The following is a 15,451-nucleotide window of genomic DNA, read 5'->3' as shown; positions in this document are numbered from 1 at the left end:
CGCGATGTCCCGTGACCCTGGGTGGTAGCGGTGAGCGTCCACACTGTCGCCGGTGCCGTCGCCGGTGATCGGGTCGCTCAGGTCGGGGTGTCCTTCCGGCCGTCGCCCTCGGGTCCGCCGGACCTGGCCTCGCGTTCCTCGTCGACTATCTCCGCGTCGACCACGCCATCCTCCTCGGCCGGCCGGGACTGCTCGGTGCCCGGCTCGTCCTGCGGGGGTGACTGCTGGGCCTGGGCGTACATGGCCTGCCCCATCTTCTGGCTGACGGTGGCGAGCTTCTCGGCACCCGTGCGCAGGGTGTTCGTGTCGGTGCTGCCGTCCCGGTCGTTCAGGAGGGCCTGCAGCTCGGCGATCGCGGTCTCGACCTCCGTCCTGATGTCGGCCGGAATCCGCTCCTCGTTGTCCCGGATGAACTTCTCCGTCTGGTAGACGAGCTGCTCGGCCTGGTTACGGGTCTCGGCGGCCTCGCGGCGTTTGCGGTCCTCGTCGGCGTACTGCTCGGCCTCGCGCATCATGCGGTCGATGTCGTCCTTGGCGAGCGCGGAGCCGCCCGTGACGGTCATCTTCTGCTCGCGGCCCGTGGCGAGGTCCTTCGCCGAGACATGCATGATCCCGTTGGCGTCGATGTCGAAGGCGACCTCGATCTGCGGCAGCCCGCGCGGCGACGGCGGCAGCCCGGTGAGGTCGAAGACACCCAGTTTCTTGTTGTAGGCGGCGATGTCGCGCTCGCCCTGGAAGACCTGGATGCCGACGGACGGCTGGTTGTCCGTGGCGGTGGTGAAGATCTCCGAACGCCGGGTGGGAATGGTCGTGTTGCGCTCGATGAGCTTGGTCATGATGCCGCCCTTGGTCTCGATGCCCAGGGACAGCGGGGTGACGTCGAGGAGCAGGACGTCCTTCACGTCGCCGCGGATGACACCCGCCTGGAGCGCCGCGCCGAGGGCCACGACCTCGTCCGGGTTGACGCCCTTGTGCGGGTCCTTGCCGGTGAGTTCCTTGACCACCTCGGTCACCGCGGGCATCCGGGTGGAGCCGCCGACGAGGATGACGTGGTCGACCGCGGAGAGCTTCACCCCGGCGTCCTTGACCGCCTGATGGAAGGGGGCCTTGCAGCGTTCGAGGAGGTCGGCGGTCAGCTCCTGGAACTGGGCGCGTGTCAGCTTCTCGTCGAGGTGCAGCGGGCCGTCACCGGTCGCGGTGATGTAGGGCAGGTTGATGGTCGTCTCGGTCGACGAGGACAGCTCGATCTTGGCCTTCTCCGCGCCCTCCCGCAGCCGCTGGAGGGCCATCTTGTCCTGGGCGAGGTCGATGCCGTACTGGCCCTTGAAGCGTTTGACGAGGTGCTCGACGACCCGCTGGTCCCAGTCGTCGCCGCCCAGTTGGGTGTCGCCGTTGGTGGCCTTGACCTCGATGACTCCGTCGCCGATCTCCAGCAGGGAGACGTCGAACGTGCCGCCGCCCAGGTCGAAGACGAGGACGGTCTGCTCCTCACCCCGGTCGAGCCCGTACGCGAGGGCCGCGGCCGTCGGCTCGTTGATGATCCGCAGCACGCTCAGGCCGGCGATCTCACCGGCCTCCTTGGTGGCCTGGCGCTGGGTGTCGTCGAAGTAGGCGGGCACGGTGATCACGGCTTCCGTGACGTCCTCGCCGAGATACGCCTCGGCGTCCCGCTTCAGTTTCTGCAGCACGCGCGCGGAGAGTTCCTGCGCGCGGTAGCGGGTGCCGTCGATCGTGCCGCCGTCACTGCCGGGGAACCGCCAGGCCGGGTCCCCCATATGGCGTTTGACGGAGCGCGCGGTGCGCTCGATGTTCGTCACGGCCTGCCGTTTGGCGACCTCTCCGACCAGCACCTCCCCGTTCTTGGCGAACGCCACCACCGAGGGGGTCGTACGCGCGCCCTCGGCGTTGGCGACGACCGTGGGCTCACCCCCTTCCAGTACGGCGATCACCGAGTTCGTGGTGCCGAGGTCGATCCCGACCGCACGTGCCATGTCCGTCCCCTTCCGCCCAGGTCTTGCCGCGTTCCATCACCGCGTTCCATCACAAAACTTGAGTGCGACGCTGTCAATGGGGCAAGTACCCCGGACCGCCCGGGACATGACGACACACGGCCCCGGACATGACGATGCCGCGCCCCCTCGCGGGGCGCGGCATCGTCGGAGAGCGGTGTGCCGAAACGGCGGGGTGTCAGGCGAGCTTCGCCGTCAGCGTGATCGTCGTGCCCGTCAGCGCCTGGCTGACCGGGCAGTTCTTCTTGGCGTCCTCGGCGGCGGCGGTGAAGGCGTCGTCGTCGAGGCCCGGCACGGTGCCCTCCACGGTGAGGTGGATGCCCGTGATGCCCTCACCCGGCTGGAACGTGACGTCCGCGGAGGTGGTGAGCTTGGTGGGCGGGGTGCCGGCGCCGGCGAGGCCGTGCGAGAGCGCCATGGAGAAGCAGCTGGAGTGGGCGGCGGCGATCAGCTCCTCCGGGCTGGTCTTGCCGTTCGCCTTCTCGGAGCGCGACGGCCACGACACCGGCTGCTCGCCGATGCCGGAGGAGTCGAAGGTGACGACGCCGTTGCCCTCGAGCAGGTTGCCTTCCCAGACGGTGTGTGCGGAGCGCGTTGTTGCCACGATGATTCCCTTTCGACGAGGTCCCGGTTCCGGGTCCGTGGCACCATCCGATCACACTCGGGTCACCGCCGGGCTCAGCGCACGCGAAAGACCGGCCCCCGCGCGGTGAACGGCAGGGACGCGCCCTGCGGAATCAGGTAGGCGTGCTCGCGGCGGACCCGCAGCACGTCGCACCAGCCGTCCGTGATGATCAGGACCGGGGCGGCCGGCGGGAAGTCCTTCGCCCGGTGCAGGAGATCGACGCCGGGCTGCAGGACGGTGCCGCCCCGGCCATGGACACGTATCCGGCCCGCGATCTCCGTGACCGGGACGAAGCCCGCGTCGTGCGGTGCCGCGTCGCAGAACACGACCCGCGCCGCCGGTACGTCCCTGGCCTCGGCGTACGAGGCGATCGCGCCCAGTGCCTTGCCGAGCAGGGTGCGGTCCATGGAGCCGGAGGTGTCGAGGACCACGCCGAACGTGCAGCGGGCGATCTCCTCGGGCGGGAAGTACCGTCCGGCGCGCGGGATGTCCGGGGTGGCGGCCTGCCGGCGGGACGGGCGGGCGTAGGTGCGCAGCGGTTCGGGGCGCGGTACGAACTCGTCGAACCAGCGCGCGAGTTGGGCGTCCCACGGCAGCGGCGGATGGCTGAGCGCGCGGATGTCCTCGACGAGGCCGCCGGGCAGGTAGCCGCGTTCCTGCCGCTGGTGCAGGTCCAGGCCCCCGGCGAGGCCGCGCCGGTAGAACTCGTCGAGGTCGACGTAGTCGCGGGGTGAGCCGAGGGGGCCGCCGAGGATGTCTCCCACACCTTTGCCGCGCAGGGTGGCGAGGCGTCGGTGGCGGCGCAGGTCGGTGGCGAGCCGGTCGTAGACCTCCTCGGCGGAGAGGTCCTTCAACTCCTGGTCGTACAGCAGCCCTTCGGGCATCACGCCGACCTGCATCTCGACCAGCCAGGAGTTGATGACGTAGTCGCAGGCGACATTGAAGAGGTACGGGTCACGGACGCCGCAGCGGTCGCCGTGGCGCAGCGCGGCGTGCAGCATCTCGTGGGCGAGGACGAACCGCCACTCCTCGTCGTCGAACCGCCGCAGCGGGTTGATGTAGACCTCGGCGGCCTCCGCGTCGACGGCGGCGACGGAGATGCCGTGCGCGTGGGCGAGTTCGGCGTCCGCGACGAGCGTGATGCCGGCCGCGATGCCGCCGAGCAGGGGGTAGGAGGACACGAACCAGCTCAGGGCCCGCTCCCACGGCTGCCGCGGGGTGATGCCGCCGCGCATCGACTCGCGCCGGCCGCCCGCCATGTCCATCGCGGCGGACACCGTGCGTGTCAGCGCGTGGGCGAAGGCGAGCTGCCAGTCGGGCGCGGCCCCTCCCCGCCAGGTGTCCCACGGCACCAGCAGCTGGTCCGGCTCGTCGCCCGCCGTGCCGCACCGCTCGTACACCGCGGGGATACCGGCGCCGTCGCGGCGCCAGCGCGCGGCGAGCTGCTCCTCGTCCCCGTCGGGGTACGACCCGGGCAGGTCCGCGGGGGTCAGACCGATGGGGAAGCCGAGCAGGAAGCGGTTGACGACGACGCAGCGCGCGGCGAGGTCGAAGCGGTCGGGCTGCTCCCGTACGGTCTTCTGCGCCTGGACGTGTCCGAAGCCGAGGTGGAGGGCGCCGTGCGCGAGGTCCCAGGCCCATTCGGCGGGGTGGGCCCGGCGGCCGGGATGGACGTGCAGCACTCCGTCGGAGTCGACGCGTACGAGCCCCTCGCGGGGCGACGCCTCGCAGTCCTCCTGGCGGCAGACGCTGAAGCCGATGGCGGCCAGCGCGCGGTTGGCGCGCACCAGCCGCATTCCCTCGGCGAACGCCTCGGCCGCCAGGTCCTTCTTCGGCTGCGGCTTCTTGCCCGTACGGCTCACCGGCGGGCCTCCACCAGCCGGGGCATGTCGCGGGCGGCCTCCACCAGGAACCAGGCGGGCAGTACGGGGTTGCCGTCCTCGTCCGAGGCGATGACACTCTGGGCGACCTCCACCGAGATCTCGGCGAGCTGCACCAGCAGCGACTTGGCGCGGTACGCGGTCTGCCGGCCGTTCGCCGAGGCGTGCTCCTTGCTGGTGGGCAGGTCCTTGACCAGCCGTCCCCGGAACGACTCGGCGAGGTAGTACAGCAGGTCACGGTCCTCGACGCGGTTCGGCCAGCGGGCCTCGCCCTTGAGGATCGCCTCGATACCGAACCGGCTGCGGACGATCTTCACATAGCCGCAGAAGGCGACCGCGTGCGCGGGCGTGAGTGTGCCGTGCGCGATGACCTTGAGCGTCGGCTCGTCGAGCGTCGGACCGAAGGAGCGCAGGGCGTCGGAGAGCATGTGCCAGGAGCGGGGCGTGGAGAACGGCTCCTCCGTCTTCGGCGGCTTCGACCACAGGTGGTCGGGGCGGTCGGTGAGGTGGTCGAGCACCCACGGGTGAATGTCGTTGGTCGCCGCCCACACCAGCCAGTCCTTCGCCGAGACCTCAAGATGCACGTGGGTGAGGCGGTTGACCAGCGCGGACGCGATCGGGCGGGCGAGCGCGTTGTCCGTCGAGCGGTTGCCCGCGCCGATCACGATCGAGCCCGCCGGCAGCTCGTAGTTGCCTATGCGGCGGTCCAGGATCAGCGAGTAGAAGGCCTTCTGGACGTCCGGGGTCGCCGCGTTCAGCTCGTCCAGGAACAAGCAGTACGGCTCGTCGCGGGCGATCGCCTCCGGCGGGCAGAAGACCGAGCGGCCGTCCCTGATCTGCGGTACGCCGATCAGGTCCTCCGGCGCCAGCTGCGTACCCAGCAGGCTCACGCACTCCAGGCCCAGGGACTCGGCGAACTCCCTGACCAGGGAGGACTTTCCGATGCCCGGGGCGCCCCAGAGGAACACGGGCCGCACGGTCGCGAGACCGAGCAGCAGTTCCGGTACACGGGCGGGAGTGACGGTGACGGCTGCCTGCACGCGGGCTCCTGGTGGGAGGGGGTCGGGTCACGCCCAGTGTGCGTGGACGCGGGCGGCCCCGCAGCCCATTTTCCCCCGCCCCACCCGCCCGCGGGCCGGGCGGGGGCGACCGCTTGCCACCTGCGATCCCGGCGGAGACTGACACCGTTTGTCCACCTGCGGTCCCGGCGGAGACTGACCGCTTGTCCCCCTGCGGGCGCGGCCGGCGGAGACTGACCGCTTGTTGGACTGTGGGCGCGGTGGGGGGTGACCGTTTGTCCACCTGCAGGCCCGGCGGAGACTGGCCGCTTGTCCGACTGTGGGCGCGGTGGGGGTGGGCCGCGCAGTTCCCCGCGCCCCTGAAAGACGGGGCTGCGCCCCTGTCTTTCCCTCTACGCCGCCGCACGCCCACAAGACACCCTCGCCCCGCCCCACCTAAGGGGCGCGGGGAACTGCGCGGCCAGCCCCTACCGGCCCGCACCCATCCATCGGCGCCAAGGTCAACGCCCTAAGGGGCGCGGGGAACTGCGCAACAAGCCCCACCCGACCGCACCCCGGTCACGCGGACCGTTCGCCGGCGCGTGGCGCGTCGTCGCCGACCGGCACCTGCGGACCGTCGTCCTCCCGCAACCACCGCCGCAGCACCCGGTGCACCTGCTCCGCGCCCACCAGTTCCTCCCCCGCCCCGACCGGCGGAGAGAGGCTGAGCGGCGACATCAGGAAGGGCCGCCCCTGGGCTCCACCGAGCCCCCCGTGGGACCCGACCTGCTCCTCGAACGCGAGGACCTCACCGTCCTCGGGGTCGTACCAGGAGTTCACCATGATGTCCGCGACGTGCGGGAACGAGTGCGTGCGGCGCACCGCGTCCGCGGCCCCCGGCCCGAAGTCCGCGAGCGGCCCGGGATCGTCGTCCAGCTCGTCCAGCGGAATCTCCGCGCCGTGCGCCCCGAGCACGAGCCCTCCGTGCTCCTCGCTGCGCACGAGCACGAACCCGATCCCGGGATGGTTCGCGAGCGTGGTCAGCAACGCCGGATGCCGCGCGTCGATCTCCTCGCGGCTCATCCGGTGCGGCACGTCCGGGAAGGACACCAGGCCCAGATTCCCGGACGCCAGCACGATGGGCTCCGACGGCGGCCGGGTCGGCCGCAACTGCTCGCCGCCCTCCGCCGCCTCGGGCCTGTGCAACGCGGCCCGCACCGCCGTCCTGGCCTCGGCCCCGCTGTGCGTACGCCGGGCCTTGCGCGGCACGGGCAACCCGCAGCCCGCCCGGACCAGTTCGCCGAGCCCGAGGCCGTAACGGGCGTGGAAGGTCTCGCCGGGGCTCTGCCCGTGGTCGGAGAGCAGGACCACGCGGTACGTCCGCGGCGCGTGCTCGGCGACCTGCTCGATCAGGGCCAGCGAGCGGTCCAGGCGCTGCAGAACCTTCTCCGCGTCCCGGCTGCGCGGCCCGGAGTGGTGCGCGACCTCGTCGTACGCGACCAGGTCCGCGTAGACCGAGGCGCGTCCGGCGAACATGTCCCCGATCACCGCCGCGACGACGACGTCCCGCTCGATGACGGTCGCGAAGGCCCGGATGAAGGGGTACAGACCGCCGCGGCCGACCCGGGGGCGCTGCTTGCGCAGCCGCGCCCGGGTGGACTCGCCGATCTCGCGGCCGACGTCGGCGACGAAGGACAGCGCGGTACGGACCGCGTTGGCGGGGTCGGAGAAGTACGCGAAGTAGCCCGCCCGGGAGCGGTTCTCCCTGCCCCGCCTGGCGGCCACGGACAGCACCAGGGCGAGTTGCTCGGCGCCCCCGCTGAAGAGGTTGCCGCGGCTCGCGCCGTCCACGGTGAGCAGGCCGCCGTCGCCGGTACGTTCGACGGCCCGGCGCTGGAGTTCCGCGGCGCTGGTGGGCCGGTTGCAGACCACGATCTCCCGGGTGTCCTTCTCGTACCAGCGGAAGGCGGGGACGTCGTAGTTGGAGCCGTGCAGGATGCCGAGCTGGCTGGCGCCGGTCTGACTGGACCAGTCGGTGAGCCAGGGGGCGAGCCGGTGGGTGGTACGGGCTCCCGGGCCCTCGCCCAGCCAACTGGCCACGGTGGGCATGAGGCCGCGTCCGATGGCGTCCACGAGCACGTCGTGACCGACTCCGTCGAGCTGGAGGAAGACCGTGCCGGGGGTCGACAGGGCGCCGGGCGGCGGTGTCTGCCCGCGGCGGCGGTCCGACAGGCGGTACAGCCTGCGCCGGTACGCGTCGTCGTCCCGCACGGCCAGCGCGCCGCCGGTGGCGGAGGCGACCGCCGACATCACCGCGGCGACCACCACGGCGGTCTCCGGGGCGGCCTCGCTCTGCCCCGAAGGGTCCAGGCGCAGGGCCAGCAGCAGGAGTGAGCCGTTCAGGAAGAAGACGAGCAGGCCGAGGACGAGGGCGGGGACGAGGAGCAGCGCCCGTACGAGGAGGGGCCATACGACGGAGGAGAGCACGCCGAACGCTCCGGCGCCCAGTGCGGCGGTGACGGCGATGCTGGTGGCGCTGTCACCGTCGGGCGACTGGAGCCTGAAGTCCGGCAGGATCCCGGCGAGCACGAGCATGGTGACCGTGGAGACCGCCCACACGGCGACACTCCGCCAGACCGCGCTCCCCACCCTCTGCCATCGTTCTTTCCCCACGTCACGCCCGCCTCACGTTCAGGCCCGCCCTCCGGCCGACGGAGCCGGCCCCACCCTGCCACACCCCCACCCCAAGGAGGCCACCCGCCAGGGGCCACGGGGACCGACGCGCCCAACCACAACGAACCCACACCCGACAAGGCCCCCAGCCCCACCCACCCAGGGGCGCGCGGAACGGCGCGACCAGCCCTCACCGGCCCGCACCCAATAACCCACCCCAGCCAAACCCACCCAAGGGGCGCGGGGAACGGCGCGACCAGCCACGACGGACCCGCACCCGACAACACACCCCGGCCCCCACTCACCCAGGGGCGCGGGGAACGGCGCAATCCCCCGAACCGAACCGAACCGAACCGAACGGAGCGCTCAGCGCCCGTCGTACCCCGCCGTCGGCATCGACAGCCGCCGATGCACCCGCGCCTTCATCTGCGCGTCGTACGCGGGCTCGGCATGCCCGACCGTCTCCACCCGCACCCCACGCCGATCGCACTCGGCGGTGAACTCCTCCACCGAGGCCAGCGCCCGCTCCAGAACCCGCCGGCTCGGCGCGACGAACAGATCCACGAGGCCGGCCTCGGCGTCCTCCCAGAGCGCGCAGTGGTCGGGCCGCAGCCCCCGCAGCAGCAGCTCTCTCGTGACCACGTAACCGCGCTCGGCCGCCCAGTGGGCACACATGGCGTGCTGGCTGCGCGAGTCCACCAGGAAGGGGTCCGCGTCCAGTTCCTCCAACGGCGTCAGGCTGGCGATCGTCGTCACGCGCAGCGTGCCGGAGGTACGGCGTGTGTCTCCCATGGGGTCCCCCTCACCTCCGGGTTTCGTCGCCGACCCTACTCCTGCACGTACGCTCGGGGGGAGTCGCACGAAGGAGGCAAAGGAGTGCCGGTGGAGATCACTTGGTGGGGTCACGCCACCTGCACGGTAGAGGACTCGGGAGTACGCGTGCTCACGGACCCGCTCTTCGCGCGCCGGCTCGCGCATCTGCGCAGGCGCCGGGGCGCGCCGCCCCCACCCGGCGCGGCGGTGGCGGATGTGACGCTCATCTCTCATCTGCACGCCGACCATCTGCACATCCCCTCGCTGTCCCGGCTCGCCCCGGGCACCCGGCTGCTGGTGCCGCGCGGTGCCCGGCGCGCGGTCCCCGGACTGCGCAGACTCGGCGGACTGGAGCTCACCGAGGTGGCGCCCGGTGACCGGGTCCAGGTCGGTGACCTGGACGTACGGGTCGTCTCCGCGCGGCACGACGGGCGGCGACTGCCGGTCGGGCCGCATCGCGCGCCCGCCCTCGGCTATGTGATCGAGGGCGAGTCCCGGACGTACTTCGCCGGGGACACCGGTCTGTTCGAGTCGATGGCCGAGGAGGTCGGACCGGTCGACGTGGCGTTGCTGCCGGTCGGCGGCTGGGGCCCGTACCTGGGCGAGGGGCACCTCGACGCGGGCCGGGCGGCCGACGCGCTGGCCCTGCTGCGGCCCGGCAGCGCGGTGCCGGTGCATTACGGCACGTACTGGCCCATCGGCATGGATTCCGTGCGCCCCCACGAATTCCATGCGCCGGGCGCCGAGTTCGTGCGCCTGGCCGCCGAGCGTGCGCCCGGCGTGACCGTGCACCGGCTCGACCACGGCGAAAGTGTGCGACCCAAGATCGTGGGGTACCGGTCCTCCCCTGGGGACGCACCGGCTGGTCGGGGCGACGACGAGCGGGAGGGCGGAACCCGGTGAGACCTGTGCTCGCCGTCGCGGTCACGACCGTGCCGACTGTGGCCACTCAGCAGGCGCTCGGCTATCCGTCGCTGTTCCTGCTGGTGCTGATCGGTGCGCTGGTGCCGGTGATTCCCACGGGTGCACTGGTGAGTTCGGCGGCCGTGGTGGCCGTCCACCAGGCGGCGCCCTTCTCGATGCTGCTGGTCTTCCTGGTGTCGGCGCTGGCCGCGTTCCTCGGGGACATGGCGCTGTACTGGCTCGGTCGACGCGGCATGAAGTCGAAGAACGGCTCGCGCTGGCTCGCGGCGATCCGCGACCGCGCGCCGGAGGACCGGCTGGCCCAGGCGCAGGGCAAGCTCGCCGACCACGGGGTCGCGGTGCTGGTGCTGTCCCGCCTGGTCCCGGCGGGGCGCATCCCCGTGATGCTCGCGTGTCTGATGGCGAAGTGGCCGATGCGCCGGTTCGCCCACGGCAACGCGCCGGCGTGCCTCGCGTGGGCGGCGACGTACCAGCTCATCGGGGTGCTGGGCGGCTCCCTGTTCAAGGAGCCCTGGGAGGGCGTACTCGCGGCGATCCTCCTGACGGTGATCGTCAGCCTGGCCCCCACACTATGGCGCCGAGTCCGCAGCGCCACAGCCCGCTAGGCCCCACGCCCCGACGAGGACACCCCCTCAGGAACAAGGGAACGGCCGCACCCAACCACAACACACCCGCACCCGACAACGCACCTCACCCCCACTCACCCAAGGGGCGCGGGGAACTGCGCAACCAGCCACAACGGGCCGGCACCCCACAACCCACCCCAACCCCCACTCACCCCAGGGGCGCGGGGAACTGCGCGCCCAGCGACAACACACCCGCACCCGACACCGCACCTCAGCCCTCACTCACTCAGGGGCGCGGAGAACTGCGCGACCAACCGCGACGGGCCCGCACCCCACGACGCACCCCACCCCCACTCACCCCAGGGGCGCGAGGAACGGCGCAACCAGCCACAACTGGCCCGCAGCTGCACCACGGCCCCCACAGGAAGTGACTTGCCGCCGTCCAGACGGCGCGACCACGTGGCAGCCGGCCGCGCAGTTCCCAGCGCCCCTAACGGGACGCCGGCAGAACGCGCGACGCCCCCACCGGAAGGTCCCACAGGTCCTCGCGACGCAGACCCGCCCCATCCCAGGCCACACGCACCCGGGCAAGCGGTTCCATCACGGGTTCGGCCGACAGGACGAACGTCGCCCAGTGCATGGGAGCCATCCGACGCGCACCGAGGTCCTGAGCCGCCCGCACCGCGTCCTCCGGATCGCAGTGCACATCGCTCAGCCACCACCGCGGCTCGTACGCGCCGATCGGCAGCAACGCCAGGTCGATCCCGGGATACCGCGCCCCGATGCGGCCGAACCAGTGCCCGTACCCCGTGTCGCCCGCGAAGTACACCCGCCTGCCGTCGGGCGCGGTCAGCACCCAGCCGCCCCACAGCGTGCGGCAGGTGTCGTGGAGGCTGCGCTTGGACCAGTGGTGGGCCGGCACGAAGTCCAGGCGGACACCGCGGAGTTCGGCCGCCTCCCACCAGTCCAGCTCGGTCACGCACGTGAAGCGGCGCCGCCGGAACCACCGGCCGAGGCCCGCCGGGACGAACACCGGAGTGTCGCGCGGGAGCCGGCGCAGGGTCGGAGCGTCCAGGTGGTCGTAGTGGTTGTGGCTGATGACGACCGCGTCGACGCGGGGCAGCGCGCTCCAGGGCACGCCGACCGGGGTGATCCGGGCGGGAGTTCCGAGGATCTTGCGGGACCAGACCGGGTCGGTGAGCACCGTGAGCCCACCGATCCGGACCACCCAACTGGCGTGCCCCGCCCAGGAGACGGCGACGGTACCGGAGTCTGCCCGGGGCAACGGGCCCGGCTCGTACGGCAGTCGGGGTACGTCGGCGAGCCCGCCGGGCCCCGGCCGCAGCGCCCCCTCACGGGCGAACCGCGCGAAGCCGCTGATGCCCGGCAGCGGTGCGGTGAGCCGGTCGGCGAACGAGCGCGGCCAGACCCGCCGTTCACCGAGGGGCCGCGGCTCGTCGAGCGGCGTCCCGGCAACGGGCACGGCACCCGCCGTGGCGGCCGTGCCCGTGGTCGTAGTGGCCGTAGTCGTAGTCGTCGTGGGCGTCGTCGTGGTGGTCGTGGCCGACTCGGGCTGCTGCGTCATCGAGGGGACTCCCGTCGCCGAGCGTCGTCGTCGCGGAGATCGTCGAAGGTCGATCCCAGCAGACTCAACACGCTGTCCACATGCGGCAATTCCAGAGGTTCCGGTGACAGAAGAGACGCCATGCGCTCGTCGTCGGTTGTGCCGAGGAACGCCCCGGTGTCCAGCCGTACGCGCAGGGCGCCGAGGTCGTCCCCGAAGCGGTGCCCGCCGGGCGTCGGCATGCCCAGCCGGACGCTGAGGAAGTCCTCCAGTTCCTGCGCGTCACCGACACCGAGCGCGCCGAGCGCGGACCGCAGCGGGCCGAGGTCGGCGTACAGGTGGCGTCCCGCCCGCGGGGGCCGGACGAAGGCGCCCGCCGCGGTGAGCGCCCGGTGCGCGGCGGCGGCCACGCGCGCGTGCAGCCGTACGGACGCGGCGAGGCGGTGCGTGATCTCGTCGGGCTCGCCGAGCGCGTACGCGGCGGCCGAGGCGACCGGCGTGGCGATCCGGGCGTCGAGTGCGGTGAGGACGTCGAGGACGCGGTCGCGCAGGAGGGTGCCGGTGTCGTTGCCGGGGAAGCGGGCGATCGCGGCGGGCCAGCCGGCCGGGAGGAACGGGCCGGCGAGGTCGGTGAGGACCGTGACCCGGTCCGGCAGCATCTCGGCGGGGCCGATCAGCACGGTGTCCTGCGGCTCGTGCAGCGTGTCGCGCCAGGTCTCGTCGCTGACCACGTGCAGGCCCTCGCCTGCGGCGGCCTCGACGGTCTCGTGGACCAGCTCGGGCGGCGCGACGGTCGCGGCGGGATCGTCGGCCACGGACAGGACGAGCAGCCGCGGATCGCCGCCCTCGGCACGCACCCGGCGCACGGTCTCCAGGAGGGCGTACGGGTCCGGGACGCCGCCGCACTCGGCGGGGGTGCCCACGGGGAAGACGGACGCGCCCAGCAGACGGGCCTGCGGCGTCCACCAGGCCGCGCACGGGCGGGGCACCAGCACATCGCCGCCGAGTGCGGCGGTCAGCGCGAGGAGCAGGGCGGGGGCGCCGGGCGCGGCGACGGTCCGGTCGCGGTCGGCGGGCAGTCCGCGCCGGGCCCAGTAGCCGCGGGCCGCGTCCAGGAGGGCTGCGCTCCCGCCGGTCGGTTCGGTGTGCGTGCCGGTCGCCGCGGCGACGAGTCCGGAGGGCGGCGGCAGGCCGTGGTCCGGGAGGGGTGGGCCGTAACGGACAGGTCCGTGCCCTTCCGGCTCGGTCCTCCGCATCTGTGTACCTCCGCGCAGTGCTTCCCTGGACCCCTCGGTCCGGTCCCCCACGGTCCGGCCCCCTCGGTCGGGGTCCCCTCGGTCGGGGTCCCCCACGTTCCGGTCCCCCACGGTGCCGGTCGTGCTCCTGGGGCCCCGTACCCAGTGATCCGCTTCGCGACTCAGCCGTTCGGCGACGACTCCCGGTGGCGCAGCTTGTGGACGGCCGCGCCGAGCGCGCCCGCGATGAGGACGCCGCCGGACACCAGGGCGACCGTGGAGTCGTTGAAGGTGCCGCCCTCGCCCGCGTGCACCCCGTGCGGGACCCGCGTGCCGTGAGAGCGGTCGTGGGACGCACCGAGGGACACCGTGAAGGACGCGCTCCACTCCTTGCCCTCGCCGCCGGGCGCCGCCGGGCAGACGCCCTCGGCCCGCCACTCGGAGGACTTCCCGGCGCCGTCCGGGCCGCCCTCCGCGAAGTCCGCGGCGGGCGCGATACGGGCGGTGCCGCTGTAGGTGAGACCGCCCCGCGCCTCGTCCTTGCCCGCGGGGTCGTCCTTGCCCGCGGGATCGTCCCGGCCCCCCGGATCGCCGGCGTCCGCGGGCTCCTCGACGACTGCCGGACCCTCGTCGTCCAGCCCCGTCGCGTCCTCGTCCCCCGCCGGGTCGTCCATGCCGGCCGCGTCTTCGACGCCCAACGGATCCTCGACCCCCGCCAGGTCGTCGACGCCCGCCGGATCGTCCGCGCCCGCCGGGTCGTCCATCCGGGAGGGGTCCTCCTTGTGTCCGGAGTGCCCGGATCCCTCGGAGTCTCCTGAGTCCCCGGCGTGCCCGGTCCTGTGCAGCTGGACCGTGCCGTGCTCGAAGGCGTCGGAGGTGGCGTCGATGGTCTTGGGCGGGTGCCCGCCGGTCGACGCGCAGGTGACGGAGACGGTGACGCTGCCGCCCGGGGCCACCGTGCGCGGGCTGACCTCTGCCCCCGAGTTCGCGGACGCGGCCGTTGTGGTCGCGGCCGTCGCGGCGGTGCCGAGTACGAGGGTGGTGAAGGCGGTGGCGGACAGTGCGCGAGCGGTACGGCTCAGCGGCATGGGGCTCGGTCTCCTTCGGCCGTCGGCTGGACCCCCACGCCCGGGTACGGCGGCGGAGGCGGGGCACGACCGGCATGCCCCGCAGCCCATCACAGCCCGCCCCCGCCCGGGGCGCGCGCGGCCGGACACCATTCGTGCCACGGGGACGCCCGAGCGGGTGAACCGGCCCGCACCTGTGCCGGTGGCGTCAGAAGAGCGCCGGAGGGGTCACACGGCCCGCCACGCGGCCTGTCGCACGGGGCCCGTCACTCGGCCCGGAACGCGGCCCGTCACGCGACGTCCCGCATGACCTGGTCCCGCAGCCGGTCGCAGCAGCGGCTGATCAGCCGGGAGACATGCATCTGGGAGATGCCGAGCTGCTCGGCGATACGGCTCTGGGTCATGTCGCTGAAGAACCGCATGTAGAGGATGGCCCGTTCGCGTTCGGACAGGGCCTCCAGCCGGGGCTTGACCGATTCGCGGTCGATCACGATGTCGAGGGCCGGGTCGGCGGAGCCCAGCGCGTCGCTCAGGGAGTAGCCGTCCTCGCTGCCGGGCAGTTCGGCGTCCAGCGAGAGCGCGGTGAAGCTCTCCAGGGCCTCCAGACCGGTGCGTACGTCGTCCTCGCTCATCTGCGCGTGCGCGGCGATCTCCTCGACCGTGGGCTGCCGGCCGGGAATGGTCTGGGACAGGTCCTGGCGCGCGAAGCGGACGCGGTTGCGCAGGTCCTGGACCCGGCGCGGTACGTGCAGGGTCCACATGTGGTCACGGAAGTGACGCTTGATCTCACCGGTGACGGTCGGCACGGCGTAGCTCTCGAAGGCGTTGCCGCGCTCGGGGTCGTAGCGGTCGACGGCCTTGACCAGACCGAGCGCCGCGACCTGCCGCAGGTCCTCGAAGTTCTCGCCGCGGCTGCGGAACCGGCCGGCCAGTCGCTCCGCCATGGGCAGCCAGGCTTCGATGATCTGTTCACGAAGCGTGTCGCGCGCCCGGCCGGGAGGCATCGAGGCGAGCCTGCGGAAGTCCTCGGCCGTGTCGGGGGCGTCGTCGTGCGGATGGTGCCTGGCGCTCGCGTGAGTGCGCATGATGCCTGCAAC

Annotated in this window: 11 protein-coding genes and 1 pseudogene; 2 read left to right on the top strand and 10 right to left on the bottom strand. The window is 72.8% G+C overall.

The genetic code is table 11. The annotated features are described in order from the left end of the window. Nucleotides 1-77 precede the first annotated feature (77 nt). The 6 genes from dnaK to IE278_RS23920 all read right to left on the bottom strand — a co-directional run bounded on the left by dnaK (nucleotide 78) and on the right by IE278_RS23920 (nucleotide 8,977). On the bottom strand, nucleotides 78-1,991 hold the full coding sequence (gene dnaK / locus IE278_RS23945) for a molecular chaperone DnaK (protein ID WP_189775309.1): 1,914 nt from the start codon (nucleotides 1,989-1,991) through the stop codon (nucleotides 78-80). Between the two features lie 196 nt (nucleotides 1,992-2,187). Then, nucleotides 2,188-2,613, bottom strand: coding sequence for an OsmC family protein (locus IE278_RS23940; RefSeq protein WP_189775308.1), 426 nt, complete (start codon nucleotides 2,611-2,613; stop codon nucleotides 2,188-2,190). 74 nt (nucleotides 2,614-2,687) lie between these two features. Beyond that, on the bottom strand, nucleotides 2,688-4,496 hold the full coding sequence (locus tag IE278_RS23935; RefSeq protein ID WP_189775307.1) for a vWA domain-containing protein: 1,809 nt from the start codon (nucleotides 4,494-4,496) through the stop codon (nucleotides 2,688-2,690). Continuing rightward, the gene (locus IE278_RS23930) at nucleotides 4,493-5,554 is read right to left on the bottom strand and encodes an ATP-binding protein (protein ID WP_189775306.1); all 1,062 of its coding nucleotides are present in this window, start codon (nucleotides 5,552-5,554) and stop codon (nucleotides 4,493-4,495) included. The genes IE278_RS23935 and IE278_RS23930 overlap by 4 nt, the downstream gene beginning before the upstream one ends. 537 nt (nucleotides 5,555-6,091) lie before the next feature. After that, nucleotides 6,092-8,161, bottom strand: a complete 2,070-nt coding sequence (locus IE278_RS23925; RefSeq protein ID WP_373312067.1) for a phage holin family protein — start codon at nucleotides 8,159-8,161, stop codon at nucleotides 6,092-6,094. A 390-nt stretch (nucleotides 8,162-8,551) separates the two neighbouring features. Further along, entirely contained in the window at nucleotides 8,552-8,977 is a 426-nt protein-coding gene (locus IE278_RS23920) for a hypothetical protein (RefSeq protein ID WP_189775304.1), read from the bottom strand. 84 nt (nucleotides 8,978-9,061) lie between these two features. On the opposite strand from IE278_RS23920, the pseudogene IE278_RS23915 reads away from it, so the two are divergent. Then, a pseudogene (locus IE278_RS23915) lies at nucleotides 9,062-9,826 on the top strand (MBL fold metallo-hydrolase); the annotation flags it as partial. Between the two features lie 71 nt (nucleotides 9,827-9,897). Further along, nucleotides 9,898-10,527: a DedA family protein gene (locus IE278_RS23910; RefSeq protein ID WP_189775302.1), complete on the top strand. Its 630-nt coding sequence runs from the start codon at nucleotides 9,898-9,900 to the stop codon at nucleotides 10,525-10,527. Nucleotides 10,528-10,978: 451 nt separating this feature from the next. On the opposite strand, the gene IE278_RS23905 is transcribed toward IE278_RS23910, so the two are convergent. The 4 genes from IE278_RS23905 to IE278_RS23890 all read right to left on the bottom strand — a co-directional run bounded on the left by IE278_RS23905 (nucleotide 10,979) and on the right by IE278_RS23890 (nucleotide 15,439). Then, nucleotides 10,979-12,073 (bottom strand): MBL fold metallo-hydrolase, encoded by a 1,095-nt coding sequence (locus IE278_RS23905; RefSeq protein WP_189775301.1) that lies wholly within the window; start codon nucleotides 12,071-12,073, stop codon nucleotides 10,979-10,981. Next, nucleotides 12,070-13,308: an aminotransferase class I/II-fold pyridoxal phosphate-dependent enzyme gene (locus IE278_RS23900; protein ID WP_189775300.1), complete on the bottom strand. Its 1,239-nt coding sequence runs from the start codon at nucleotides 13,306-13,308 to the stop codon at nucleotides 12,070-12,072. Before IE278_RS23900 ends, IE278_RS23905 begins: the two co-directional genes overlap by 4 nt. A 161-nt stretch (nucleotides 13,309-13,469) precedes the next feature. Next, the gene (locus IE278_RS41830; protein WP_213089738.1) at nucleotides 13,470-14,375 is read right to left on the bottom strand and encodes a collagen-like domain-containing protein; all 906 of its coding nucleotides are present in this window, start codon (nucleotides 14,373-14,375) and stop codon (nucleotides 13,470-13,472) included. Nucleotides 14,376-14,644: 269 nt separating this feature from the next. Then, nucleotides 14,645-15,439: an RNA polymerase sigma factor SigF gene (locus IE278_RS23890; protein ID WP_189775299.1), complete on the bottom strand. Its 795-nt coding sequence runs from the start codon at nucleotides 15,437-15,439 to the stop codon at nucleotides 14,645-14,647. Nucleotides 15,440-15,451 lie beyond the last annotated feature (12 nt).

Origin of the sequence: Streptomyces tauricus (assembly GCF_014650955.1) — a bacterium.
In the GTDB taxonomy this organism is placed as follows: domain Bacteria; phylum Actinomycetota; class Actinomycetes; order Streptomycetales; family Streptomycetaceae; genus Streptomyces; species Streptomyces tauricus.
This window is presented reverse-complemented; position numbering and strand designations above follow the sequence as displayed.

What these genes read in the sequence shown, in the direction of transcription:
- dnaK (WP_189775309.1), bottom strand. Translation starts at nt 1,991, where the DNA reads ATGGCACGTGCGGTCGGGATCGACCTCGGCACCACGAACTCGGTGATC.
- IE278_RS41830 (WP_213089738.1), bottom strand. Translation starts at nt 14,375, where the DNA reads ATGCCGCTGAGCCGTACCGCTCGCGCACTGTCCGCCACCGCCTTCACC.
- IE278_RS23920 (WP_189775304.1), bottom strand. Translation starts at nt 8,977, where the DNA reads ATGGGAGACACACGCCGTACCTCCGGCACGCTGCGCGTGACGACGATC.
- IE278_RS23905 (WP_189775301.1), bottom strand. Translation starts at nt 12,073, where the DNA reads ATGACGCAGCAGCCCGAGTCGGCCACGACCACCACGACGACGCCCACG.
- IE278_RS23890 (WP_189775299.1), bottom strand. Translation starts at nt 15,439, where the DNA reads ATGCGCACTCACGCGAGCGCCAGGCACCATCCGCACGACGACGCCCCC.
- IE278_RS23900 (WP_189775300.1), bottom strand. Translation starts at nt 13,308, where the DNA reads ATGCGGAGGACCGAGCCGGAAGGGCACGGACCTGTCCGTTACGGCCCA.